20 protein-coding genes are annotated in these 24,709 nt (G+C 28.2%); 9 read left to right on the top strand and 11 right to left on the bottom strand.

Going from position 1 to position 24,709, the window contains the following annotated elements:
- From ABJG40_RS05545 to ABJG40_RS05530, 4 genes are all read left to right on the top strand, one after another.
- A complete protein-coding gene (locus ABJG40_RS05545; RefSeq protein WP_348023581.1) occupies positions 1-378 on the top strand; it encodes a TraR/DksA C4-type zinc finger protein in 378 nt (125 codons plus the stop codon).
- A gap of 121 nt (positions 379-499) precedes the next feature.
- Complete coding sequence (locus tag ABJG40_RS05540) at positions 500-1,078, top strand: hypothetical protein (protein ID WP_348023580.1); 579 nt, start codon at positions 500-502, stop codon at positions 1,076-1,078.
- Positions 1,079-1,121: 43 nt separating this feature from the next.
- Entirely contained in the window at positions 1,122-1,742 is a 621-nt protein-coding gene (locus ABJG40_RS05535; protein ID WP_348023579.1) for a lipoprotein signal peptidase, read from the top strand.
- A gap of 31 nt (positions 1,743-1,773) precedes the next feature.
- The gene (locus tag ABJG40_RS05530; RefSeq protein WP_348023578.1) at positions 1,774-2,373 is read left to right on the top strand and encodes a DUF4230 domain-containing protein; all 600 of its coding nucleotides are present in this window, start codon (positions 1,774-1,776) and stop codon (positions 2,371-2,373) included.
- Positions 2,374-2,441: 68 nt separating this feature from the next.
- Here the strand turns inward: ABJG40_RS05530 and ABJG40_RS05525 are convergent, their stop codons facing one another.
- Both ABJG40_RS05525 and ABJG40_RS05520 read right to left on the bottom strand, forming a co-directional pair.
- Entirely contained in the window at positions 2,442-2,609 is a 168-nt protein-coding gene (locus ABJG40_RS05525; protein ID WP_348023577.1) for a hypothetical protein, read from the bottom strand.
- A 25-nt stretch (positions 2,610-2,634) separates the two neighbouring features.
- Positions 2,635-4,770, bottom strand: coding sequence for a T9SS type A sorting domain-containing protein (locus ABJG40_RS05520; protein WP_348023576.1), 2,136 nt, complete (start codon positions 4,768-4,770; stop codon positions 2,635-2,637).
- A gap of 193 nt (positions 4,771-4,963) precedes the next feature.
- Between ABJG40_RS05520 and ABJG40_RS05515 the strand changes: the two genes are divergently transcribed.
- A complete protein-coding gene (locus tag ABJG40_RS05515; protein WP_348023575.1) occupies positions 4,964-5,980 on the top strand; it encodes a class I SAM-dependent methyltransferase in 1,017 nt (338 codons plus the stop codon).
- A gap of 48 nt (positions 5,981-6,028) precedes the next feature.
- Here the strand turns inward: ABJG40_RS05515 and ABJG40_RS05510 are convergent, their stop codons facing one another.
- The 4 genes from ABJG40_RS05510 to ABJG40_RS05495 form a co-directional block, all read right to left on the bottom strand.
- The gene (locus ABJG40_RS05510; protein WP_348023574.1) at positions 6,029-6,685 is read right to left on the bottom strand and encodes a tail fiber protein; all 657 of its coding nucleotides are present in this window, start codon (positions 6,683-6,685) and stop codon (positions 6,029-6,031) included.
- A gap of 142 nt (positions 6,686-6,827) precedes the next feature.
- On the bottom strand, positions 6,828-7,508 hold the full coding sequence (locus ABJG40_RS05505; RefSeq protein ID WP_348023573.1) for a response regulator transcription factor: 681 nt from the start codon (positions 7,506-7,508) through the stop codon (positions 6,828-6,830).
- A 14-nt stretch (positions 7,509-7,522) separates the two neighbouring features.
- A complete protein-coding gene (locus ABJG40_RS05500; RefSeq protein WP_348023572.1) occupies positions 7,523-8,314 on the bottom strand; it encodes an ATP-binding protein in 792 nt (263 codons plus the stop codon).
- Between the two features lie 772 nt (positions 8,315-9,086).
- Positions 9,087-9,590, bottom strand: a complete 504-nt coding sequence (locus tag ABJG40_RS05495) for a hypothetical protein (protein ID WP_348023571.1) — start codon at positions 9,588-9,590, stop codon at positions 9,087-9,089.
- 180 nt (positions 9,591-9,770) lie between these two features.
- Between ABJG40_RS05495 and uvrC the strand changes: the two genes are divergently transcribed.
- Together uvrC and ABJG40_RS05485 are read left to right on the top strand one after the other, a co-directional pair.
- Entirely contained in the window at positions 9,771-11,567 is a 1,797-nt protein-coding gene (gene uvrC, locus ABJG40_RS05490) for an excinuclease ABC subunit UvrC (protein WP_348023570.1), read from the top strand.
- Complete coding sequence (locus tag ABJG40_RS05485) at positions 11,564-13,762, top strand: patatin-like phospholipase family protein (protein ID WP_348023569.1); 2,199 nt, start codon at positions 11,564-11,566, stop codon at positions 13,760-13,762. Before uvrC ends, ABJG40_RS05485 begins: the two co-directional genes overlap by 4 nt.
- Before the next feature lie 68 nt (positions 13,763-13,830).
- Here the strand turns inward: ABJG40_RS05485 and ABJG40_RS05480 are convergent, their stop codons facing one another.
- Together ABJG40_RS05480 and ABJG40_RS05475 are read right to left on the bottom strand one after the other, a co-directional pair.
- Positions 13,831-16,107: an inorganic phosphate transporter gene (locus ABJG40_RS05480; protein WP_348023568.1), complete on the bottom strand. Its 2,277-nt coding sequence runs from the start codon at positions 16,105-16,107 to the stop codon at positions 13,831-13,833.
- 80 nt (positions 16,108-16,187) lie between these two features.
- Positions 16,188-17,396: a porin gene (locus tag ABJG40_RS05475; RefSeq protein WP_348023567.1), complete on the bottom strand. Its 1,209-nt coding sequence runs from the start codon at positions 17,394-17,396 to the stop codon at positions 16,188-16,190.
- A gap of 334 nt (positions 17,397-17,730) precedes the next feature.
- On the opposite strand from ABJG40_RS05475, the gene ABJG40_RS05470 reads away from it, so the two are divergent.
- Complete coding sequence (locus ABJG40_RS05470) at positions 17,731-20,538, top strand: TonB-dependent receptor (protein WP_348023566.1); 2,808 nt, start codon at positions 17,731-17,733, stop codon at positions 20,536-20,538.
- Between the two features lie 100 nt (positions 20,539-20,638).
- On the top strand, positions 20,639-22,855 hold the full coding sequence (locus ABJG40_RS05465; protein WP_348023565.1) for a hypothetical protein: 2,217 nt from the start codon (positions 20,639-20,641) through the stop codon (positions 22,853-22,855).
- Positions 22,856-22,916: 61 nt separating this feature from the next.
- On the opposite strand, the gene ABJG40_RS05460 is transcribed toward ABJG40_RS05465, so the two are convergent.
- From ABJG40_RS05460 to ABJG40_RS05450, 3 genes are all read right to left on the bottom strand, one after another.
- Positions 22,917-23,267: a nicotinic acid mononucleotide adenyltransferase gene (locus ABJG40_RS05460; RefSeq protein ID WP_348023564.1), complete on the bottom strand. Its 351-nt coding sequence runs from the start codon at positions 23,265-23,267 to the stop codon at positions 22,917-22,919.
- 265 nt (positions 23,268-23,532) lie between these two features.
- On the bottom strand, positions 23,533-24,030 hold the full coding sequence (locus ABJG40_RS05455) for a hypothetical protein (RefSeq protein ID WP_348023563.1): 498 nt from the start codon (positions 24,028-24,030) through the stop codon (positions 23,533-23,535).
- Between the two features lie 73 nt (positions 24,031-24,103).
- Positions 24,104-24,664: a DUF3575 domain-containing protein gene (locus ABJG40_RS05450; RefSeq protein WP_348023562.1), complete on the bottom strand. Its 561-nt coding sequence runs from the start codon at positions 24,662-24,664 to the stop codon at positions 24,104-24,106.
- Between the last annotated feature and the right edge of the window lie 45 nt (positions 24,665-24,709).

The following is a 24,709-nucleotide window of genomic DNA, read 5'->3' as shown; positions in this document are numbered from 1 at the left end:
ATGTCAGACGTAAAATTAAAGTATAACGAACAAGACTTACAAGAGTTTAAAGAAATTATAAACAAGAAAATAGCAAGAGCAGAACAAGATTTGGCTTCATTAAAGTCTGCATATAAAAATGATGCTGGTAATGGTACAGATGATACTTCGTCTTCATTCAAATCTTTTGATGAAGGTTCTGAAGTAATGAGTAAAGAGGCAAATGTGCAACTTGCAATTAGACAAGAAAAATTTATTAGAGATTTAAACAACGCTTTGTTACGAATAGAAAACGGAACTTATGGAGTTTGTAGGGTTACTGGAAAATTAATTCAGAAAGAACGTTTAAGACTTGTACCACATGCTACTTTAAGTATAGAGGCAAAACGTAAACAATAATTTTTATTTATAATTTAAGATTTAAAAGCTTCTATATAGAAGCTTTTTTTATTCAATGAAACGTAACTTTATTATTTTATTTTGTTTGATTTCTTCTGCGATAGTATCTCAGAAAAAAGTGATGAAAAAATTTGAAACACTTGCAAATGAAATTAATATTTATACAGAAGGTTTAGATAATATAATTTTAGAAAATTCAGATTCCGATTTTATTCAAGTTTTTTTATATGCAGAAAGTTATGATGATCAGGTAATTTTAATTGATAATAAAAAAAATGGAGTAGATGTAAAGTTTCATTTTGAAGGTACAGAAACAAGAGAAGTTATTTTTAGAAAATTTGTAACAAAAAGACTACAAAGAGCCACAGTTACTATAAAAATACCTATAAGTAAAAAAGTATATGTTTTTGGTGAAACTGTAGATGTAGAAGCAAAAAGTCTTAAAAATGATTTGGCAATTTATATAGAAAATGGAATTGTAAAGCTAGGTTCTATAAACTCTAACACAAATCTAAAACTTTATTCTGGTAACGTATTTGCATGTGTAAAAGATGTAAATATAGATGTAATTTCTAATGATGGTAAAATTAAAATCAATAAAAATATTTTTAAGAAAAAATTTAAAAAATTAGGTATAAATACCAATAAAAAAATTACTATAAATACTATAAAAGCTAATATTTTCTTAACAAGTAAATAAAAACAATAATATTGTTATTTTTGTGTGCACAAATTCTAAAAAAATGTCAAAAAAGTACCTTGCAATTCTTACTATTTTAATAGCAATCATTTTAGATCAAGTGATTAAAATATATATAAAAACTCATTTTGAGTTAGGAGAATCAGTTGTTGTGTTTGATTGGTTTAGAATTCATTTTGTAGAAAATAACGGAATGGCTATGGGTTTTGAATTTGGTGGAACTCTAGGTAAATTATTTTTAACTTTTTTTAGGTTATTAGCTGTACCAGTTATGATTTATTGGTTATATCAAAATATTAAAAAGAAGATGCATAGTGGTGTAATTATTGCCATTGCACTTATAATTGCTGGAGCTATAGGTAATATTATAGATTCTGTTTTTTATGGTGTTATTTTTGATCATTCTAACCATAAAGTAGCAACATTGTTTTCTGATAAACCTTATGGAGAAATTTTTCAGGGTAAAGTTGTAGACATGTTTTACTTTCCTTTTATAGAAGATGCTGTTTTACCAGATTGGATTCCTTTTATTGGAGGAGAAATGTTTACCTTTTTTCAATATATCTTTAATCCTGCAGATGCTTTTATAAGTATTGGTGTTGCTTTATTATTTATTTTTAGCAAATATGCTTTTCCAAAGGAAGAAAAGATCGTAAAGGAATAATATTTTTCTATCTTTAAAGAAAGTTTATATTATGTTTCGCTTTCTAAAATACATTTCAATTTTTTTATTAGGTTTTTTTATTGCCAAATTTTGGTTTGAAAAAAAAGAAAAAAACTACAAACAAGAAGAAGTTCAGGTTGTTATTAATTCTATTAAAAACTTGAGTAAATTGGTGGTGTCCAAAGCTAATTTTTCTGAGGTTTATAATTATTCAGATTCAAAAAAATATTTTTACGATTATTTATCTTTTGATAAAAAAATAATGATTACTGTAAATGCAAATGTTGAGGTTGGTTATGATTTATCTAAATTACAAATTCAGATAGATTCTATTGATAAGAAAATTATTATCAATAAAATTCCAAATCAAGAAATAACGATTTCTCCAGATATAAAATATTTCGATTTACAACAAAGTCAGTTTAATACTTTTTCTAAAGAAGAATTAAATAAAATTAACAAAACAAGTATTGAAAAGATAAAAGAAACGTTATCGATAACAGAATTAAAAGAAAAAGCAAAGACAAGATTGTTTGAAGAATTATCTAAAATTTATCAACTTTCAGCAATTTATAATTGGCAAGTTGTAGATAATACAAATTCTGGATTTTTAAGCGATTTTAAAAATTAAAAAAAAGGCGGTCAAAAATAATCTGACAGCCTTTTTTAAATAAGTATTACTACTTTTCCCCTCTATTGTTAGAATCCTTCTCCTGGTTCTTCTGGACTTTGTGCTTGTGCCTTTTGCGGATTTAAAATTAGGTAAGTTCCTAAAGCTGTTAACGCAGCATATTTACCATAATTTCCTATTTTTTTAATTGCTTGTTTTCTTGTGATATCTTGTTTGTTTTCTATATTTTTTTTCATGATGCTTTGTCTTTTAAAAGTTAGATTATTCTAAAATTATTTTTTTGTTCAACTTACCAGAATTGGTTTTTAGTTGAACCAGATAAACACCTTTAGATAAGTTTGGCAAATCAATATCTTTAACACTATTAGCAATAAAAGAAGTATTTAATACTTGTTTTCCTAATAAATTAAATATTAAAACCGTTGTTTTTTCTTTTGATAAACCAGCAATTCTTAAAGTAGATTTGTCTAATTTATAAATACTAACATTTTCTAAAGCTACATTTTTATCAATACTTAACGCACTGTTGGTTGTATGTATATAGAATCTTCCTATTCCGTTTAAATTCTCAGATGGAGTAACTTTATAGTTGCTATTAGCTTCATCTAAACGTGTAAATGTATTTGTAATTTTATCTTCTAAAAAGATTTTAATGCCAGATGGTAAATTTAAACCTTCAGCAGTAAAAGTAATTTCTTTACCAGCAGTAGCAGAAACACCAAGAGGAATAATCATGTTTTCGTAATTAGTGTCTGGTAACGCTTGTCTTTTAAAATCTACACCATCACTATTACTAACTAGATGAGTATAAATATTTAAGCTAGATGATTGCCCTGTAAAGGTACCAATATCAAAACCAGAATCTAAACTGGTAGTTTTACCGGCTAAATAATTAATTTCTGTTGATTTTGTTTTGGTATCATTAGCTATTAATAAAGTTAATTTTGGGTTTGATGTACTTTTGTAAAATGTAACTCCATTTTGATCACTTTGCATAGCCTTTGTAAAAGTTACGGAAGTAGAAGCTACATTAGAACTAACAAAAAATGCTTGACCAGGATGAATTTGACCCGTTTGTAAATCTTGATACTCATCTGCAGTAGCATTCCAAACATAAACACTTTCGTGAGTATCTGTTAATGGAGTTGTGTTAGCTGCTAAAAAAGTAGCAATGTTAATATGCGCAGGAAAAGGATTACCTACTAAAGTCCATCTGTTTTCAGTACCACCACCAAGAGCATTTGCGGTAATTGTTGGATTAACAGGCGGTGAAGGAAAAGTACCTGTAAAGGTATAATTACCACCACTAGTTCTTTTTAATGAATAACCAGATCCAGAACTAAAAGTAGTTGCTGAACCCGAATTTTGAAAATAGATCCAATCACCATTTGCATCACTTGTATTTATATAACGTGCAACAGCCTCGTTAGGTAAGTTTAGTGCAATGCTGTTTGCAGTGTTCCAAGTATCATCATATTGTTCTCCTACAACAGGAGAAGAAATTAAATGCCATTTATCATCTGTAACATTAACATTATAATTAAAATTTCCATTTACAGTAGCAGTTCCTTCAATAATTAAAGAACCTCCACTTTCTATGGTTAAAGAAGAAGAAGCGTCTATTGTAATGTCATTTGAAATTGCTCCTGTACTAGAACTTATAATAGGTTTATTAGTAACATTAGGTATTACAACATTATCAGTTGCAATTGGTGCAGAACCATCTAGCCAGTTGCTATCTGTTGCCCAATCTGTATTGGTGGTTCCAATCCATTGTTTACCAAATTCCCACGTAAAAGCATCTAAAGCCATGTAATCTAAATTACCAGTACTAGAAAAAATTAACTCGTCTATTCCTTTATTAGAATTATCTGAACCTCCTTCTGAGGTGAAATCTATAAAAGTAAAACCGTTATTAGTGGCATAACTAGTAGTAAAGCCTGAACTTTTTGTAATTGTAAATATTGTTATGTTAGCTCTTTTACCGGTAATTGTAACAGTTCCTCCATGATTTAAGCTATTTCCCCCAGCAGTTGCAGTAAACAAATAAAGGTTTTTAACATCTATTACATTTCCATTATTTGTTTTAATAGTAAAATTACTACCATTTGAATTACCATTTGTATTAACGCCGTTATCTATAAATTTGTCACTACTATTATAACCACAATCATTACAAGTGTTAGTACTTTCTACACCAGTAGATATTTTTAATTCCTTTTCGCCATTGACAAATACATTATATGCTTCTCCAACACTTGTTATATTAAAAACTTGTCCATTGTCTGTAAAAGTAGTTGAACTGTTAGTTTCGTCTTCGAAATTTTCAGTTGTTTGTGCAAAGGAGATATTGCTAATTACGAAGGATAAAAATAAAAGTTGGGTAATTTTTTTCATAATTAATAATTTTTAAAAAGATTAATTTTTTGCTTTTAGTATGGTAAAACACAAATATATTTTTAAAAAAAAACAATTTTATAGGTATAAATACCTGTTTTTCATAAAGGTAATAAAACTCCTTTTTTCTTTTTTATATGTTTTCCTTGTTAGTTTTTTTAAAAAAATATTTAGAGATAATTTATCTTTATAGATGATGAAAAATTTAGAAGAAAGTTTTACTAAAGGTGTAGCGGCTATTTTGACTTCAAAAACAATTAAAGAAGAAATAATAGCTGTAGATATTTTAATTGATAACTATAAAACTCTGTTCAGTGATTTGTTTATAAGTAATTCTATAATTGATAATAAAGAAACAATTACCAATGGTGGTATAGCACTATCTTTAGAACACGCAAGAGATTGTTTAGAAGACCCAATTAGAACAGCCCGTTTTTTAAAAGGAATTTATAAAGCTATTTTAGTGGCTCAAGATCGATTCGTTGATAAAAAAATTAGTATTCTTTACGCAGGTTGTGGCCCTTTAGGAACTTTAATAATTCCTCTATTACACTTGTTTTCTTGGGATGAAATTGAAGTTATCTTATTAGATATACATGAAACTTCTATAGATGCAGTGAAAAAAAATATCAAAAAATTAGAATATGAAGCTTATATAAAAGAATATTTGGTTGCAGATGCAACAAAATACAAACATCAAAAAGAAGGTTCGTTACAAATGATTATTACAGAGACAATGGATAAAGCATTAACAAATGAACCACAAGTAGAGATTACTAGAAATTTAGGAAACCAATTAGCTGCTAATGGAATTTTTATTCCAGAAAAAATAGAAATACAAAAAGGATATTCATTTTTTGCGAAAGAGTTTATTTTTAATCCAAAAGAAGGGGGTTCTAAATTGAATCAAAAAGAATTAAAAGTAGAAAGTTGTAATACTGAAAAACTATTTTCTATTACAAAAAAAATAGAATCATTAAATTTATATAGTTTTGAGACAGATTGGATTTCTATTCCAACTAATTTTGAAAAAGCACCAGACATTTGTTTATATACTTCTGTACAAGTTTTTGATGACGTTTTCTTAAACAAGTCAGAATCCTTAATAACAAATCCTTACTGTGTTAAATCGTTATATTCTTTAAAAACAAAAAGATATAAACTTCAGTATACTACAAAAGAAATGTCTACATGGAAACTAATAGAATGATAAAAGCCAGATATTAATATCTGGCTTTTTAAAATAATACAATTATAATTAACTTCTAGATGGAAAAGAACCTACCATACATATTATATAGTTAATTGCTAAATATGGTTGCATGTTGTTAACTGCTTGGTTTCCTCCTGTTGGATTTACATTAACTGAAACTGGCGTAGCTGGTACTTTTCCAACATTGCCACCACTAAAAGACAAGCCATTTAATTCAATATCTGGCGTAGCTTCATTAAACATATTTACTGGGGTTGAATTTCTATTTTCAGGAACAACACCTGCAGCTATAGAAGAATTTGTAACTGGGGTATGTAATGTTCCTGCAGCAGAACTTACCATAAATTTTGATTCTACTGGACTTGTTTCTACACTTGCAATTGCTGTTGTTCCACTAGCTGTATGCGTATGATAAGGCAATTGTAGTTGGTTTAAAAAATTAAGTTGTAAACCGCCTTTTGCTGCTAATTTATAGGGAGATAACCCTGGTCCTGATCCTGAACCTGCGTGTATAGGAGCTCTACCTCTCATGTCTGGTAAAGCAAAAGAGGTTCTTCCATCTCCTCCATAAGTATTTCCTATGATAGAAAATAAAGCTTGATGTTGTGCAATAGCTAATAATTGACCATCACAGTAAGCCCAGTTTCTTGGTGCAAAATTCCCTGCAAACATTTTAATAACTCCTATATAATCTTCATCCATAATATAATTTTTTATTGGTTAAACATCTTCAAATATATTGCTAGGAATTTATGAATTTTAGAGAACTATTTACCAATAAATAAAAAGGGTGTAAATACCTGTTTGCAAAGTATTTACACCCTTAAGGTTGTGAATATTTTATTTATAGGTTAAAATCTGGAGTAATTTCTATTAATTTTTTTTGTATGCCATAGATTACTAAACCTGCTACGTTTTTAGATTGCGTTTTTAATAACAAATTATTTCTATGCCCTTCAACCGTTCTTGGACTTATAAAGAGCTTATCTGCAATTTCCATAGTTGTGTGTTGTTCACAAATTAACTCTAAAACATCTATTTCTCTTTTAGAAAGTAATTTTTTATCTAAATCGCTTTTTATACGTTTTCCACTTGATGAAATAATGTTTTCATGAATAATTGTTAGTACCTTATCATCATAATAAAAACCTTTATCAGAGACTTCATTAATAGTATGAATTACCATTTTTGGAGTTGTATCTTTAAGTAAATAAGAAGAAGCGCCAACATCAATCATATTAGTTATAAAAGATTTACCATCAAAACTAGTTAAAGCAATTATTTTAATGTTTGGGTATGTTTTATGAATAATTTTTGTAGCCTCTACACCATTTATCTCTGGCATTTTTAAATCCATCAAAATAATATCTGGAAACTCTTCTGTATTAGATATAAATTCAATTAATTTTTTGCCATTTTCTGCCTCATAAGTAATATTAAAATTAGGCTCACGTTCTAGTAAAAAACGCATTCCTTTTCTAAATAATTCTTCATCATCTGCAATTACGATATTAATTTTTTCCATAATCAGGGGTGTTTTTATATTACAATTAAAATTTTAAAGCCTTTTCCTACTTCACTTCCAATACTATATTTTCCGTTTAATAAAGAAATTCTACTTTCTATGTTTTTCATACCAAGACCTTTTTTATTATCCATGTAGTCAGAATTAAAACCAATACCATTGTCTGTATAGTTAAAAATTAATTCATTGTTTTTGTAATTAATATTTATAGTACTGTTGTTTGCTTTACCATGTCTTACCGAGTTGTTAATTAGTTCTTGGGTAATTCTAAAAAGATGTAATTCGTTTTGTGGAATTAAAAGTTTCTTAGGGTATTCTATATTATATTCTATATTAATTTTTCTACTATTATTAAAAGAGTCTGCTAATTCTTCTACAGCGTCTTTAAAACCAAATTCTGCAAGAATTGGTGGCAACAAATTATGTGCAATTTTACGTGCACTTTCTAAGGTTTTATCCGTTGCTTCTAAAATACCATTATTAACAGTTGTGTATTCTTCTGGTGTTAATTCTCCGTCTTTTAAAAGATTTGCATTTAGATTAATTACATTTAATTTAGAGCTAATATCATCATGTAAATCTTGTGCAATACGTTTGCGTTCTTCTTCTTGAGTAATAATAATAGATTGTATTATTTCTTTTTGATGATTTACTTCTAGATTTTTTTTCTCTAGTTCTTTTTCTACTATTTTTTTTCTTGAGAAGAAGAAAAATAGTAGTAGGGCAACTCCCATAAGAAGAAGCATTAAAACACCTATTAAAACTATAGTTATCACTTGGTTTTCTTGAGTAAGCAATTCTTCCATAAGGGGGTTTTGAAAAGTCAAAACGAATTTACGGAAAAATTTTTTATCTAAAGATAGGTGTTGCTATCTGAATTAAAAAGCCTAAAATGAAAATCAGGTGTTTTTACGTGGTTTAATGTTCTTAAGAAATTTATTTTTTTAAGTTTAATGGTTTTCTAAAATTTTTATACCAATCTATAAAAATTAAAATTTGATAAATTAAATAAAGAAAAACATTAACTGTCCAAATAATTTTGTTCACAGACTTAGATAATTCAGGCATTAAATTTCCAGAGGAAAAAATTAGCGTACTACTTAAAATATAAATAAATATACCAGAATTTATATAAAGAAAATTTTTGTTTTCACCATCTATATTTTGAATAAAAAAGAGAAAGGAATATATAATTAAAGGAATAGAGCAAATAATAATTTCAAATAAATTAAATGAAAAATAAATTTCTGGAGTAATATAAAATTGTATAATTATAGAAATAATAACTATAACAGTTAAAACCTTAATTAAGGTTTTTTGTTTTATTAATTTTGAGTAAAAAAAGCTTAAAAATGAAAACTGTAGAATAAAATAATAGTGAGATAAATAAAGGTTGTCTAATTGGTTTTCTTGTAAATAGCTAGAAATTATTTGAATAACCAACATTATAAAAAGATAGTATGAAAAAATTTTAAAAGCTATCAGATTTTTCTGATAGCTTTTAAAAAAAAGTAATAAGTTTAGGACTAGAATTCCAATACCTAAATCAGCAATAATATCAAAAAAAGACAAATTGTATTAGTTTAATGGGCTGTCCTTATCACAAGTAGTAGGACAGGGTTTTGAAAAATCAAAAATACCACTTCCATTACTTTCAGTAGCTAAAGTTTTTCCTATTGTAGAAGAAGGAAGTAAGTCGTTTCCGTTTTCATCTACCCCCACAATCATTAGCTTTTCTTCAAATTCTGTGTCTCCTTTTTTATTTGTAGTTTCTTTTACTCCAATATATGCTCTTATACTTTCTACATTTTCTTCATTTAAAACCTCAATTAAATCTACTTTTGGAATGTTAAAGGCATGAATTTTATGGTACTTATTATAGTTAGATTCTAAGTTTCTCCAGTTTTCTGCCCATTCTTTAGCTTGGTTTAAAGAAATAGTGTTAATACCAGAAGGTGTAGGTATCTTTTTTTTGTTACCACTACAGTTAATGTTAAAAGAAATGGTAGTGTTTTTGTTGTTTTTTACTGTTAAATCTATACTTTCTTTAAAGTTTTCAAGATTTTCTATGCAATCACACATAATAAAAAATTTTAAGTTTGGTTAATATTATATATACTAATAGTTAGACTATAAAGTTATATAAAATTATATAAAATTAAGTGTCTTTATTTGAAAAAAGAATTTAAAACACGTGTTTTTACCTGTTTTTAATTGTTGCTTTCCTTTATTAGATGATTAAAAAAAGTGTATTTTCGTTACATGCCAACACCTTTAGAACTACAAATTAAAACGTTACCAAATGAACCTGGTGTTTATCAATATTTTGATAAAGAAGATGTAATTATTTATGTAGGTAAAGCTAAAAACCTAAAGAAAAGAGTTGCTTCTTACTTCAATAAAAACCATGAAAATGGTAAAACTAGAGTATTGGTAAAAAAAATTGTTCTTATAAAACACATTGTAGTAAATACAGAAACAGATGCTTTGTTATTAGAGAACAACCTTATTAAAAAATACAAACCACGTTATAATGTTTTATTAAAAGATGATAAAAGTTATCCTTGGTTGTGTATTAAAAAAGAACGCTTTCCAAGAATTTTTATGACGCGTAGAGTTATTAAAGATGGCTCAGAGTATTTTGGCCCCTATACCTCAGTGAAAACAGTAAGAGTTTTATTAGATTTAATTAAGGAATTGTATCCGCTAAGAACTTGTAAGTACGATTTAAGTCAGCAAAATGTTAACGAAGGGAAATATAAAGTCTGTTTAGAATATCATTTAAAAAATTGTAAAGGAGCTTGTGAAGGTTTAGAAACAGAGACTCATTATAATAATTCTATCAAAGAAATTAGAAATATTATTAAGGGAAATTTTAAAGAAAGTTTAGATAAATTTCAAAATATGATGATGGAGTTTGCTAAAAAAATGGAGTTTGAAGAAGCACAAAAAATTAAGGAAAAATTAAGTTTGTTAAGTAATTATCAGTCTAAATCTACCATAATAAATCCATCTATTAATAATGTAGATGTTTTTTCTATTATTTCTGATGAAACTCATGGTTATGCCAATTTTTTAAAGATTTCTAACGGATCAATCATACAATCTCATACCACAGAAATTAAAAAGAAATTAGACGAAACAGATAAAGAATTGTTAGAGTTGTTTATTGTTGAAATAAGACAACGTTTCGAATCTCAATCGCCAGAAATTTATGTTCCATTTAAGGTTGACTTAGGCGAAAATTTAAAAGTTATCATTCCAAAATTGGGAGATAAAAAACGAATTGTAGAACTGTCTGAAAGAAATGCAAAATATTACAGACAAGAGCAATTTAAACAGATTAAAATTGTTGATCCAGACAGACACGTAAAAAGAATTATGGCGCAAATGAAAAAAGATTTGCGTTTGCACGAAGAACCAAGACATATTGAATGTTTTGATAATTCGAATATTCAAGGAACAAATCCTGTAGCTGCTTGTGTGGTTTTTAAAGATGGAAAACCAAGTAAAAAAGATTACAGGCATTACAATATAAAAACAGTTGATGGTCCAGATGATTTTGCTTCTATGGAAGAAGTAGTTTACAGGCGTTACAAACGTTTGTTAGCAGAAGATCAACCTTTACCTCAATTAATTATTGTTGATGGAGGAAAAGGACAGCTTTCATCTGCATTAAAAAGTTTAGACACTTTAGGATTAAGAGGAAAAATTGCTATAATTGGAATTGCAAAACGATTGGAAGAAATATATTATCCAGGAGATCCTATTCCTTTGTATTTAGATAAAAAGTCTGAAACTTTAAAAATTACGCAGTATCTAAGAAACGAAGCACACAGATTTGGTATAACATTTCATAGAAATAAACGAAGTAAAAGTGCTATACAATCTGAATTAGAGCAAATTCCTAATGTTGGTACACAAACTATTACAACTTTATTACGTAAATTTAAATCGGCAAAACGTGTTAAAGAAGCTTCTTTTGAAAATTTAAAAGAAGTTATTGGAAACGCAAGAGCTACAAAAGTGTTTCAATATTTTCATCCACCTAAAAAATGAAAGAGTATTTAGTCCCTTTTTTTATATTAGTGTCATTCGTTTTATACAGTCAAGAAAAACAGCCAAAAATTGGTTTGGTTTTAAGTGGTGGTGGCGCAAAAGGATTTGCACATATTGGTGTATTGAAAGAAATAGATAAAGCAGGTTTACAAATAGATTATATTGGCGGCACAAGTATGGGAGCCATAGTTGGTGGTTTATATGCCTTAGGTTATTCTGGAACACAAATAGAGCATATAGTAATAGAAACCGATTTTATATCGCTTTTACAAGATAAATTACCAAGAAACTCAGAAACTTTTTTCGAAAAAGAATTTGGAGAAAAAACAGTAATTACCCTTCCTGTTAAAAAAGGTTCAGTTGGTTTGCCTAGGGCAGTTTCTAAAGGACAAAATGTATTTAATTTTTTATTAGAATTACTAGCTTCAGCAGAAGGTAAAACCGATTTTTCTAAATTACCAATTCCATTTTTTTGTATTGCTACAGATGTTGAAACTGGTGGAGCTGTTTTGTTAGAAAAAGGTTCTATGCCATTGGCTTTAAGAGCAAGTGGTTCTTTTCCAACATTATTAAACCCCATTAGTTTAAATAATAAATTATTGGTAGATGGTGGTTTGGCAAATAATTTTCCTGTTAGTATTATGAAATCTAAAGGAGTAGATATTGTAATTGGGGTAGATGTTGAGGGTAAATTGATAAAGAAAGACAAACTAAGTTCTGTAATAGCAATTATGAATCAGGTGGTAAGTTACCAAATGTACAATAAAAGTAAAAAAGAAAAAGAGCAACTAGATGTTTATATACATCCAGAAATTTATGATTATAGTGTTGTAGATTTTGATAAAAAAAATGAAATTTTAGAAAAAGGGATCAATGAAGGAAAAAAATTTAGATCTGTTTTTAAAGAGTTAGCTTTAAAACAAACAGTTAAAAAAGAACGCAATAAATTAAATTTTGATTCAAAAAAATACTTGATATCAAATATTGATTTAATAGGTTCTAAAAATTATACTAGAGCTTTTGTTTTAGGTAAATTTAATATTAAAGTAGGAGATAGTATTTCTAGAAATGAAATTACCAAAAGAATCTATTTGTTATCTGCAACAAAAAATTACGATAGAATTGAATATCAATTAATTAAAAAGGAAGATAATTCTTATCAATTAAAATTAGATGTTAAAGAATCTAATGATAATGCAAGTTTAAAATTAGGTGTACATTATGATTTTTTATACAAATCTGGGGTCTTAGCAAATTTTAATAAGAAGCATTTTTTATTAGAAAATGATTTGTTTTCTATGAATATGATTTTGGGAGATAACTTAAGATATAATTTAGACTATTTTGTAGATAATGGATTTTATATTAGTTATGGTTTTAGATCTCGCTACAATCACTTTAGAACTAATTCTAAGTTTAATCCGATCGTTAATTTATACCCAACTATAAGTAGTATCAATTTAAAATATACAGACTTAACAAATCAGTTTTTTTTACAAACTACTTTTAATAGAAAATTTGCTCTAGGTATTGGTTTAGAACATAAGTATTTAGAGGTAACAACAGAAACTATTGCTACAAATAACCAAGAAACAATCTTTGATAAAAGTAATTATTTAAATGGTTTTGGGTATTTAAAGTTAGATTCTTATGATAAAAAATACTTTGCAACAAAGGGGTATTTTGCAGATTTAAATTTTAAATGGTATTTGAGTTCTTCAGATCATCATCATAATTTTAAAAGCTTTGCACAAACAAAAGGTACTTTAGGGTTTGCTACAACTTTTCGGAATCAATTAACATTTCAAATGACAAATGAAGCAGGTTTTACTCTAAATGAAGTAAATTCTGATGTATTTGATTTTTACCTTGGTGGATATAACCAAAATTACATTAATACTTTTGTGTCTTTTTATGGTTATGATTTTGCAGAACTTTCTAATGATAGTTTTATTAAATCAGAATTTAATTTAAGGTATCAATTTTCAGATAATCATTATGCATCTTTTATAGCCAATTATGGTAGATTAGAAGGCAATGTTTTTAAAAGTATAGATCTCTTTAAAGATGTAAAATCTGGTTATGCTTTAGGCTATAGTTACAATACACTTGTTGGGCCATTAGAGTTAAAATATAGTTGGTCTCCAGATAACAAACAAAGTTATTGGTTGTTTAATTTAGGATTTTGGTTTTAGTAAAATATTTTATAAAAAAAAAGCCCTGAATATATATATTCAGGGCTTTTTTTTAAAAATTATAGGTATTATTTTTCGTTAGAAACATTAATTGTTGCTGGTTCTACAGACCCATCAAAAGAGTTGTGATACTCTTCTAAAAGATTCATTGTAGCATCTAATAAATCTTTTGTTTCTAAAAGAATTCCAAAGTGTAATGTAGTATTCTTTGGGCTAGATTCTTCTGTGCGAGTACGTTCAATTTGTTTTTCAATTTTGCTGTTTAATAAATTAAAAACATCTTTCTTTTCATTTAAAATTGCACCAATTTTTTCAAAAGATTCAGATTTAAAAGCATTTTCAATATCACTAAATAAAACCTCTAACTTATCATCAATAATTTTAAGTTCTTTAACCTGGCTAGATTTTAATTTTTTGTGATTGTTGTTTATATGTTTATAACTAATTTTAGCAATGTATTCTAGAGATTGAGACATGTCTTGTAAATGCCCTAATATGTTAATATAGAAACCACTTGCTTCTAAACTAGATGCATCAAGATTTTTAATAAAATAGGTAATATTATCTCTTAAGTCATCTATTTCATCAGTTAATTTAATTACCTGATTTTTACTCTTTTTAAGTAATTTAATATCTTCTTTAGCTAAACCTATAATAGAATTAGAATAAATTCTATTTGTGCGTTTTACAACTTTAGAAATGTTTTTTGCACTTTCATGTATAACTCCTTGTACAGAACTACTTTCAGCTTCACTTAAACTATCTTCATCTTCTATTTTATTCGATTTTATTTTATGAGATTTATAGTTTCTATATAATAAAATAGCAGTTAATAAAAGTAAAATAGGGATAATTACACTTGGATTAAAGCTAATTAAGAAAACCACAATACCTGCAGCAATAAATGCTCCAATTGCAGTTCCAAACCATCCACCTATAACATTTAATACACCTGCAACTCTATATACAGCACTTTCTCTTCCCCAAGCTCTATCTGCTAAAGAAGTACCCATTGCTACCATAAAAGTTACATATGTAGTAGATAAAGGTAATTTCATAGATGTTGCAATAGCAATTAAAACACCAGCTACCATTAAGTTTACAGATGCACGAATCATATCGAATGCAGGAGCTTCTATACTTTGAGCTTTTGTCATTGTATAGTTTGGTTTTTCAAAACTTTTTTCAATTTTACCAGTAATTGCTGAAGGTATAATTGCAGAAAAATAGGTAGATAATTGAGTTGTACCTTTTACAATAGCTCTTGAAAGTAAATTTGGCTCAAATTTTTCATGAGTTTCGCCTTGACGAGAAAGACTTATTTCTGTTTCTGCTACTGTTTTAGCTTTTTTAGAAAACCACAATGTAAGCACCATAATTGTACCAGCTATAAAAAGTAAAAAAGGTTCTGCTGGTACTTTTTTCTCTAATACAGCCATAGACATAGTAGTGTCCATTCCGCCTGCAACCCAAGCTTCATAAGAGTGATATGCAGCCATTGGTACACCAATAAAGTTTACTAAATCATTTCCAGAAAATGCTAATGCTAATCCAAAAGTTCCTACTGCGATTACAACCAATAAAACTGTTTTTTTTGTAATTTTTTCAAAAATAAAAGAGAATAAAGTCCAAAAAAGAAAACTTCCTAAAATTATATAGATTTCATTTCCTTCTAATACGCTTTTTAATTCTTTGTAATAAGGCGTACCTTTTAATCCTTTAAGAAAGATAAAATATGTAATTGCTGTTAAGGCAACACCACCAAAAATAATACCAAAGTGCTTTACTTTTTTCTCATAGTTAAAAGTAAATAATAGTCTAGAAACCCATTGAACAAGTGCACCAACAGAGAAAGCAATAACTACAGATAATAGAATTCCTGTAATAATTTCAATAGCTTTAGCTGTGTTTATATAGTTTGTTAAATCTGCAAAAGTTTCAGAATTTGAATGGCTAATTTTTATTAAAGACATTACAACTGCAGCTCCTAAAAGGTTAAAAACTATAGAAACTGTGGTAGATGTAGGAAGACCAAGTGTATTAAAAAAGTCTAGTAATAAAATATCTGTTATCATTACAGCCATAAATATTAGCATGATTTCACCAAACTCAAATTGAGCAGGAACAAAAATACCTTTTCTTGCAACTTCCATCATTCCGCTAGAAAACACTGCACCAATAAAAATACCTAAACTGGCAACAATCATAATTGTTCTTAAAGAAAGAGCTTTAGAACCTATTGCAGAATTTAAAAAGTTAATAGCATCGTTACTAACTCCTACAATAATATCCGCTACAGCTAAAACTGTAATGGCAATTAACATGAGTAAATAAATATTATCCATAATTTGATTAAAAATTTAGTTTTGCAAATTTACTAACATAAAAATACGTCAATGTTATCTTTATGTTATTTTAATTATTGTTAAAAGTGAATGTCTACTTGTAATCTGTATAGTAATTGGTTTGTACTAAAACCAATATCTGTATAACTTAAGTCTGTTTGAACTTTTAATTTATGACCAACAATAAATTTTGATAAGCCTAAAGTATATTGGTTTTCTGCTCCTTTAGCAGTAATAATTTTATCTAAAGAAATATTTGTATATCGACCAGAAAGTTCTAATGTTTTAGATAACATAATTCCAGATTGTAAGTTTAAACCATTACCTACTTGAACCTCATCACCAGTTAAAGTTCCATCAGAATTTTTAGCATAAGGATCTTTAGCATCTCTTTTAGAGTATTCTGCCATAAAAGAGAAACCTTTATGTTTATACATTGCATCTACAAAAACTGTTGAAATATTTGTTGCGTAATAACCTATATCATTTGCCATATAAGAACCTTGGTTAGATCTGTTTTTTACTGCATCATTATTAAAATCATATGTAAAACCTAAAGCTAATTTTGGTTTTTCTTCAAATTTTAAATCACTTCCTTTATAATCACCTTTACTAGCAAATTTTCCAAAAGGTAAAAGTTCAACTCTGGTTGTATATTGATGTCCCCCTAAATTTCCAGTGGTTACATTCCTTCCTTCACCTTGTGCAATAGAAAATGCTTCTTTTACTATAAAGTTTTTAGAAAGTTTAAAGTGGTGTCTTAATTGTATACCCATATCTCTATCAATATTAAATCTACTATTTAATAAAGAACGATCTACTTGTTGTAGGTTTGCAGAAGAAATTACACGTTCTCTGTTACCAGGTAATTTTGTTTGTCCAAACCAAAGTGTAAAATTTCCTGTAAAATTCCATTTTACAACAGCGTCTAAAATATATTTTGGAGCATCATTTGTAAAAGTTGTAGCTTTACCAATATCTCTATTCGATAAACCTAACTCTATCTTATAAGTTAATTTTGGTGTAAAAGCAAAACCGTTAAACTTTAGTCTACTTCTTCTAACAAGCATATTTGTTTCTGGATTTGATAACCCATTACTGGCATCCCATTGAGATGTTGCAAGAAACTGCATTCTTGCACTTATATTCATAGAAAATGTACTGTCTTTTCCTATTAAATTAAAAAGGCCTTTACCAAATTTAGGTGCATTGGTTTCTTGTGCATTAATACTTAAGAAAGCAGAAATACAAATTAAAGTAACTACAGAGTGTAGTTTAGATAATTTCATAATTATTAGTTTTTGTCGCTGCAAAGAACTTATAGTTATGTTAAATTAATGTTAATGAATTATTAACAAAACAAAAAAACTGCCTCGATCAAAGGCAGTTAGTCATATAAAATAGTTGACAAAAACTAATTAATTTATGATGACATCATCTTATAAGAATATTGCAAATATGCATTGAGCGTTTAAACTTAATGTATATACTAAATTAATTAAACGTTATCTTATTTGTATTAGTTAACGTTTAATTAATGTTTCTGTAATACAATCGTAATTTAAAACTAACATATACTTTACAAATGCGGTAGACTTTTGCAATTGTAAATTATATATAATAATGAAGAAATTTTTATTTATTACTTTTTTAGCTTTAGGTCAAATTATAGTTGCACAAAGCAAAGGAACATTAAAAGGATTATTAACGGACAAGGAAACAAATAATGAGCCTTTGCCATTTGCTAATATTCAAATTAAAGGAACTAGTATTGGTACAACTACAGATTTTGATGGAAATTATATTTTAAAAGTAGAAGAAGGAAACCATATTGTAATTTTTAGTTTTTTAGGTTATAAAACTATAGAGAAATCTTTTTCGATTAAGGCAGGAGAAACACTAATTGTAAGTCAATTAATGTCTGCAGAAGAAGGTGTTTCTTTAGATGAGATTGTTGTAAAATCGTCTTCAAACAAAGAAAAATCTAGTGCACTTTTATTAGAACAGAAAAAAGCAGTTTCGATTGTTAAAAAAATAGGGGCAGAAGAACTAGCTATAAAAGGAGTTGGAGATGTTGCAGCAGCATTAACAAAAACTACGGGTATTTCTAAAGAAGAAGGTTCTGGAGGTGTTTTTGTACGTGGTTTAGGAGATAGATATAATGTTACTACTTTAAACGGTTTGCCATTACCTTCTAATAATCCATCAAGAAAAAATATAGATTTAGATATTTTCTCTACTGATATTGTTGGGTATATTGGAATAGATAAAACATATAATGTAAGTAATTATGGTGATTTTGCTGGTGCAAATGTTAATATATCTTCTAAAAACTATAAAGGAAAAGGGTTTATTGAAATTGGTGTAGGATCTGGAGCAAATACAGAAGCAATTTCTCAAAGTGATTTTTATTTAACTGATGGACCAAATACATCTGGTTTTTATACTAAAAATTACCCAGCATTTCCTTTGAATAATTATAATTTTGAGACAAGTTGGGATAGAGAAAAATCTGGGACGCCAGTAAATTCAAATTTTTCTTTAAAAGGAGGAAACTCTTATCAATTAGGTGAAGATACCAAATTAAATGTTTTTGCAGTAGCATCTTTTAATAATGGATTTAAGTTTAAAGAAGGTATTTCTAGAGGAAGTGTAAATGTTTCTGGTGTAGCAAGAAGAGATTATGCTTTTAAAAGCTATGCTTATGAAACCAACACTACTTTAATGGGTAATATTGCTTTAAAACATAAAAATCATACTTTCAAGTATAATGGTTTAGGTATTAATACCTCAAATCAAAAACAAGATGAATATACAGGTACAGTAGATATTTTTGATTATGCGCCAGAAGGTGGAGCTTTTGTTCAGCGTCAAGCTTTTGAAAGAACTCAATTGATTATTCACCAACTATTAGGAGATCATAAATTAAATGATAATTTTGATGTTAACTGGGGAGCTTCTTATAATTTTGTTGATAATAAAGTACCTAATAGAAGACAAGTTATTTTAACACCAGATAATTGGGATCTTCCAGATGGACCTAAATCGTTTAAACAAACAAATAACGAATCAGATAATCATAGATTCTATCAAAATTTAGAAGAAGAAGAAATTGCAGCTAACTTTTCTACAACCTATAAATTTAATAAAAGTGAAGATGAAGAGTATAAAGGGAAAGTTACATTAGGTTACAATGGAAGGTTTAAAAATGTAAAATTTAGAGCAACTCAATTTAATTTTAGCATTTTAAATAAAAGTACGCAACCTATTATAAATGATGTTTATAATTTAGATAGTTATTTTAATCAAGAGAATTTTAATGCAGGTTTATTTGAAATTAAAACATTTAGAGGAGGGTTAGGTGCAACAAGTACAAACGTCTTATTGCCACAGACTTATGATGGGGATCAAGTAATTAATGCAGGTTATATTTCTCTTGAATATGCTTTTTCTGAAAAATTTACAGGTATTTTTGGAGTTAGAGCCGAAAAAATTAATCAAACAATTGGTTGGACAACATCTTTAGATCCTTCAGGAGACTCAAGTGAATTAGATATTTTTGAAATACTTCCAGCTGTTTCTTTAAAGTATGTATTAAATGAAGAGCAAAATTTAAAATTTGCTGCAAGTAAAACGTATACACTACCACAATATAAAGAAAGAGCGTTATTTCAGTTTGAAGACGTAACACAATCTTTTGTTGGTAATCCTGCTTTGTATGCTTCAACAGATTATAATATTGATTTAAAATGGGATTATTTTCCAAAGTCTAGTGAGGTTATATCTTTAGGTCTTTTCGGAAAATATATTAAAAATCCAATTAATGAAGCAACAATTAATTCAGCTTCAAATGATATTAGTTGGGTAAATTCAGGAGAAAAAGCAACAGCTATAGGTGCAGAATTAGAAATAAGAAAAACACTTTTCGAAAAAGAAATTGATACAGAAGATTCTGTGTTAAAAAATAATTTAACGTTAGGTTTTAATGCGTCTTATATGCAATCGAATCAAGATTTAGATGGAGCAAAAGTAGTAGAAGAAACTACAGCAAAAGGATTTCCTAAAAGTGTTGATTTTACAGATGAAGAAAGTAGAATTTCTGGTGCTTCTGATTTGTTGTTAAATGCAGATGTAAGTTATTTTAAAGATTTTAAACATGATAAAAGTTTGCAAACAACTGTAGCATTTAATTATTTTTCAGATAGAGTATTTGCTCTTGGTACAGAAGGAAAAGGAAATTTAATAGATGCTGGTGTTGGAACATTAGATTTTATATTAAAAGGAAAATTAAGTAAGAAAATAGGAGTAGGTTTTACTGCTAAAAATATTTTAAACCCTACTATAGAGAGAAGACAAGAAACACAAGATGTAGTTGTTTCTTCTTTTAAAACAGGAATGAATGTTAAGTTATCGTTTTCATATAACTTTTAATTAACAATTGAATAACTAAGTTTTAATACATAAGCAACGTTAACTTTAAATACAAGCAAGTAATTTGTGCAAACAAAACAAAATAATAAAATTAATTAAAATGAAAAAACAAATATTAAAATTGATGTTACTAATTGCTTCAACAGCATTTGTAATCTCTTGTGGAAGTGATGATCCAGTTTTTACTGCATCTTGTTCAGATGGAATACAAAATGGTGACGAAACTGGAGTTGATTGTGGAGGTTCATCTTGTGAACCATGTGCGGTAAACAATGTTTTAGAAGGAGAAGTTACTGGAGAGGTTATATTAGATTCAAGTATTGAATATGAATTAAAAGCGGCTTACATAGTACAAAGTGGTGGTTCTTTAACAATTCCAGCAGGAACTACAATAAAAGCAACTGGTGGTACAAGTTCTTATATTGCTGTTGCTCAAGGCGGAAAAATATATGTAGAAGGTAATTCAGATAACCCTGTTGTTATGACTTCTGGTTCTTCTTCTCCTGCAAAAGCAGATTGGGGTGGATTAGTTGTTTGTGGAAAAGCACCAACAAATGTTGGGTCAACTGCTACTTCTGAAGTTGCAGATTTAACTTATGGAGGTTCAGTATCAGATGATAATTCAGGAAGTATTAGATATTTAAGAATAGAGTATACAGGCGCAACTTTTAATAGCTCAAAAGAATTTAATGGATTATCATTATTTGGTGTTGGTTCAGGTACAACTGTAGAATATGTTCAATCTTTTGAAGGTGGAGATGATGGAATTGAATTTTTTGGAGGTACTGTAAATGGTAAGTATTTAGTTTCTACTAATAGTGGAGATGATTCTATTGATTTTGCTGATGGATGGGCAGGATCTGGAGAATATTGGTATATATCTGGTGGAGCAAAAGCAGGAATAGAAGGTTCTAATAATGGAGATAATGGAAATGCTACTCCTGTAACGAATGCGACATTAAAAAATATAACTGTAGTTGGACCTGTAACTGAAGGTGCTTTATATTTCAAAGAAGGTGGAGGTAATTTTACTGTAGATAATTTTTACATTGCAGGTGTAGACTTAGGTGTAAAAGTAAAAAGTACAGATACAGATGCTGCTGCTAGAATAGAAGCAAACGATTTGGTTATGACAAACGTACAATTTGCAGATAATGTATCTGGTTTTGTACAAACAGATTATACAGGTGTAAATCTTTTATTTATTGAACAAGGTATTGCAACTGGTGCAGGAAATGGTGCTGCAGCTCCAGACTGGACAGCTGGTTGGACTAGAGGTTTAAGTAATAGTGGTGTTACTTCAGAAAATTTAGCAGGAGAAGTAACAGGAAATGTTTCTTTAAATGCAAGTATTGTTTATGAATTAACTAGTTCTTTTGTAGTAAAGGATGGTGGTTCTTTAACAATTCCAGCAGGAACTACGATAGAAGCAACTGGTGGTACTAGTTCTTATATAGCAGTAGCTCAAGGAGGAAAAATATTTATAGAAGGTACTGCTTCTAATCCAGTAATTATGACATCTGGTGCAGATAGTCCAGCAAAAGCAGATTGGGGAGGATTAGTTGTTTGTGGTAAAGCACCTACAAATGTTGGTACAGTAGCTACTTCTGAAGTTGCAGATTTAACTTATGGAGGTACATCTTCAGATGATAGTTCAGGAAGTATTAAATACTTAAGAATAGAGTATACAGGAGCAACTTTTAATAGCTCAAAAGAATTTAATGGATTATCATTATTTGGTGTTGGTTCTGGAACTACGCTAGAATATGTACAATCTTTTGAAGGAGGTGATGATGGAATAGAATTCTTTGGAGGAACAGTTAATGGAAAATATTTAGTTTCTACTAATAGTGGAGATGATTCTATTGATTTTGCAGATGGATGGTCTGGTAATGGAGAATATTGGTATATATCTGGTGGAGCAAAAGGGGGAATAGAAGGTTCTAACAATGGAGATAATGGAGTTGCAACTCCTGTAACTACTACTACATTAAAAAATATTACTGTAGTTGGTCCTGTAACAGAAGGTGCTTTATATTTCAAAGAAGGTGGAGGTAGTTTTAATATTGATAACTTCTATGTTTCTGGTGCTAATTTAGGTGTAAAAGTAAAAAGTACAGATACAGATGCTGCTGCAAGAATAGAAGCAGGAGATTTAGTAATAACAAATATCGAATTTGCTGATAATGCATCAGGTTTTAAGGTTACTGATTACACAGGTGTAAATCAGTCTTTCTATACTGAAGGTACTGCAACAGGTGCTGGTAATGGAGCTAGTGCTCCTGATTGGACATCTGGTTGGACAAGGGGTTTATAATCTAGTAATTTATTTACATAAAAAAAGCAGGCTTTTAAAGCCTGCTTTTCTGTTTTAATTATTATTTATTAAAAGCTAATTTAGACTCAGCTTTCCAATCATTAACACTAACAATTGCGTTATTACTATAAGTGATTTCTTTTAATGAGTTTTTACTCCAAACAAACCATTTACCAATTTTTTTACCTTCATTGTAGTGAGCAATTTGAGTTTTGTTACCTTTTTTGTCAAAGCTTGTCCATGTTCCTGTTAGTTTTTTATCTTTAAAAAATCCTTGAACTTTAACATCTCCATTATCAAAATAATAAGTAGCTTTCACTAAATCACCTTCTTTTTCGTAAGTAGTTGCTTTATCTTGAGAAAATCCTATTGCTGATATAAATAATACTGTTATTAAAATTGCTTTCTTCATCTTCTTTAGTTTTTTGTAATTAATATTTTTCGTAATCAAATATACTAATAAATTACATTAAATATACATTTACATAACATTAAATTAACATTGTAAAAATGGAATAATAGTATAAAATACTGTAAATAAGGGGTTTAGTGTATTTTTATAGGTAAAAGCTTAACATTGGAAATGAAAAATAGTAGTTTACATTACTTTTAAAACCCAAAAAAACCTCTTGAAATTATAAATTTCAAGAGGTTTTTTAAATATAAAATTGAGATAATTAGAATCTCCAACCAATATTTAAGCCTAATCTAGGTACTAATATTGGAGAATCTGAACCAAATAAGTTTCTACCAATACCTGCATACAAATCTATAACTAATCCTCCTGAGGCAATATATTTAGTACCTACAGCTATACCTATTGCAGCATCTGTATATTTTATATCAAAATTTCCAGAATCTTCTATAGATTCTTTTTTACCAGAATTGATACCAATAAAACCTTCACCAAAAAAGTTCCATTGTTCATGAGTAGAAAAATATTGTCGGTAATATGGAGTAATCATTGTATTTTCATTATATCTAAAAGAAGCATCTTGTTTCTCTAAATTAAAAAGAGCAGAAATACCAAAAGAAGTATTCTCTGTTAAATAGTTTTCGTAAGAAAACTCTAATGTTTTACTAACTAAAGCATCACCAATATCTAATTTAAGTTCTTGTTGAGAATATGTAATCGAGCTAATTATAAATCCGAAAGCTAAAAATAATTTTTTCATTTTTTTGTTTTTGTTATAACGTATTGTTATAGATAAAAGTATGTTACAAACATACATAAAATAAAGATTGTTTTTAGAATCTGTACCCTAAAGAGATTCCCCCTCTACCAACTGCTTCTAAAGAATTGTTGTCTCCTCCTAAATTACGTCCTATACCTAAATAAATTTCTGTGGTAAACCCTTTTTTAGAAACAAATTTTCCACCCACAGAAATACCCACTGCAAATTCAGTTTTTGTATCTCCATTTCTATTACTAATATAGTTTCCGTAATAATCATAATAATCATAATCATAATTTTCATAAGAATGTATCATACCAAAACCTTCTACAAAAAAACCTCTAGCAAATTTGTTAGAAAAGTATCTTCTATAAAAAGGAGTTAAAGAGAATTTTCTATATTCATCAAAATCTGTGTTATTATCTAAACCAATTAACAAACCAGCACCAAAAGAAGATTCTTCATTAATTAAGTATTCATAAGATACATCTAACCATTCAAAAGCTATTAAACCAAAAGCATTTAATTTTATTTCGTGTTTTTTAAGAATGTCTTGAGGTAATTTTTCATTCTTTTCTTGCGCAAAAGATATTGTGGTAATAGATAGTAAAAGTAATAGGGCTATTTTTTTCATAATTTTATTTTTAATATGGTTACAAACATATCAAAAAACAAGCCA

It is taken from the genome of Polaribacter sp. (assembly GCF_039939415.1).
Lineage (GTDB): Bacteria > Bacteroidota > Bacteroidia > Flavobacteriales > Flavobacteriaceae > Polaribacter.
The sequence above is the reverse complement of the archived record's forward strand: the minus strand, read 5'-3'. Positions and strand labels throughout refer to the sequence as shown.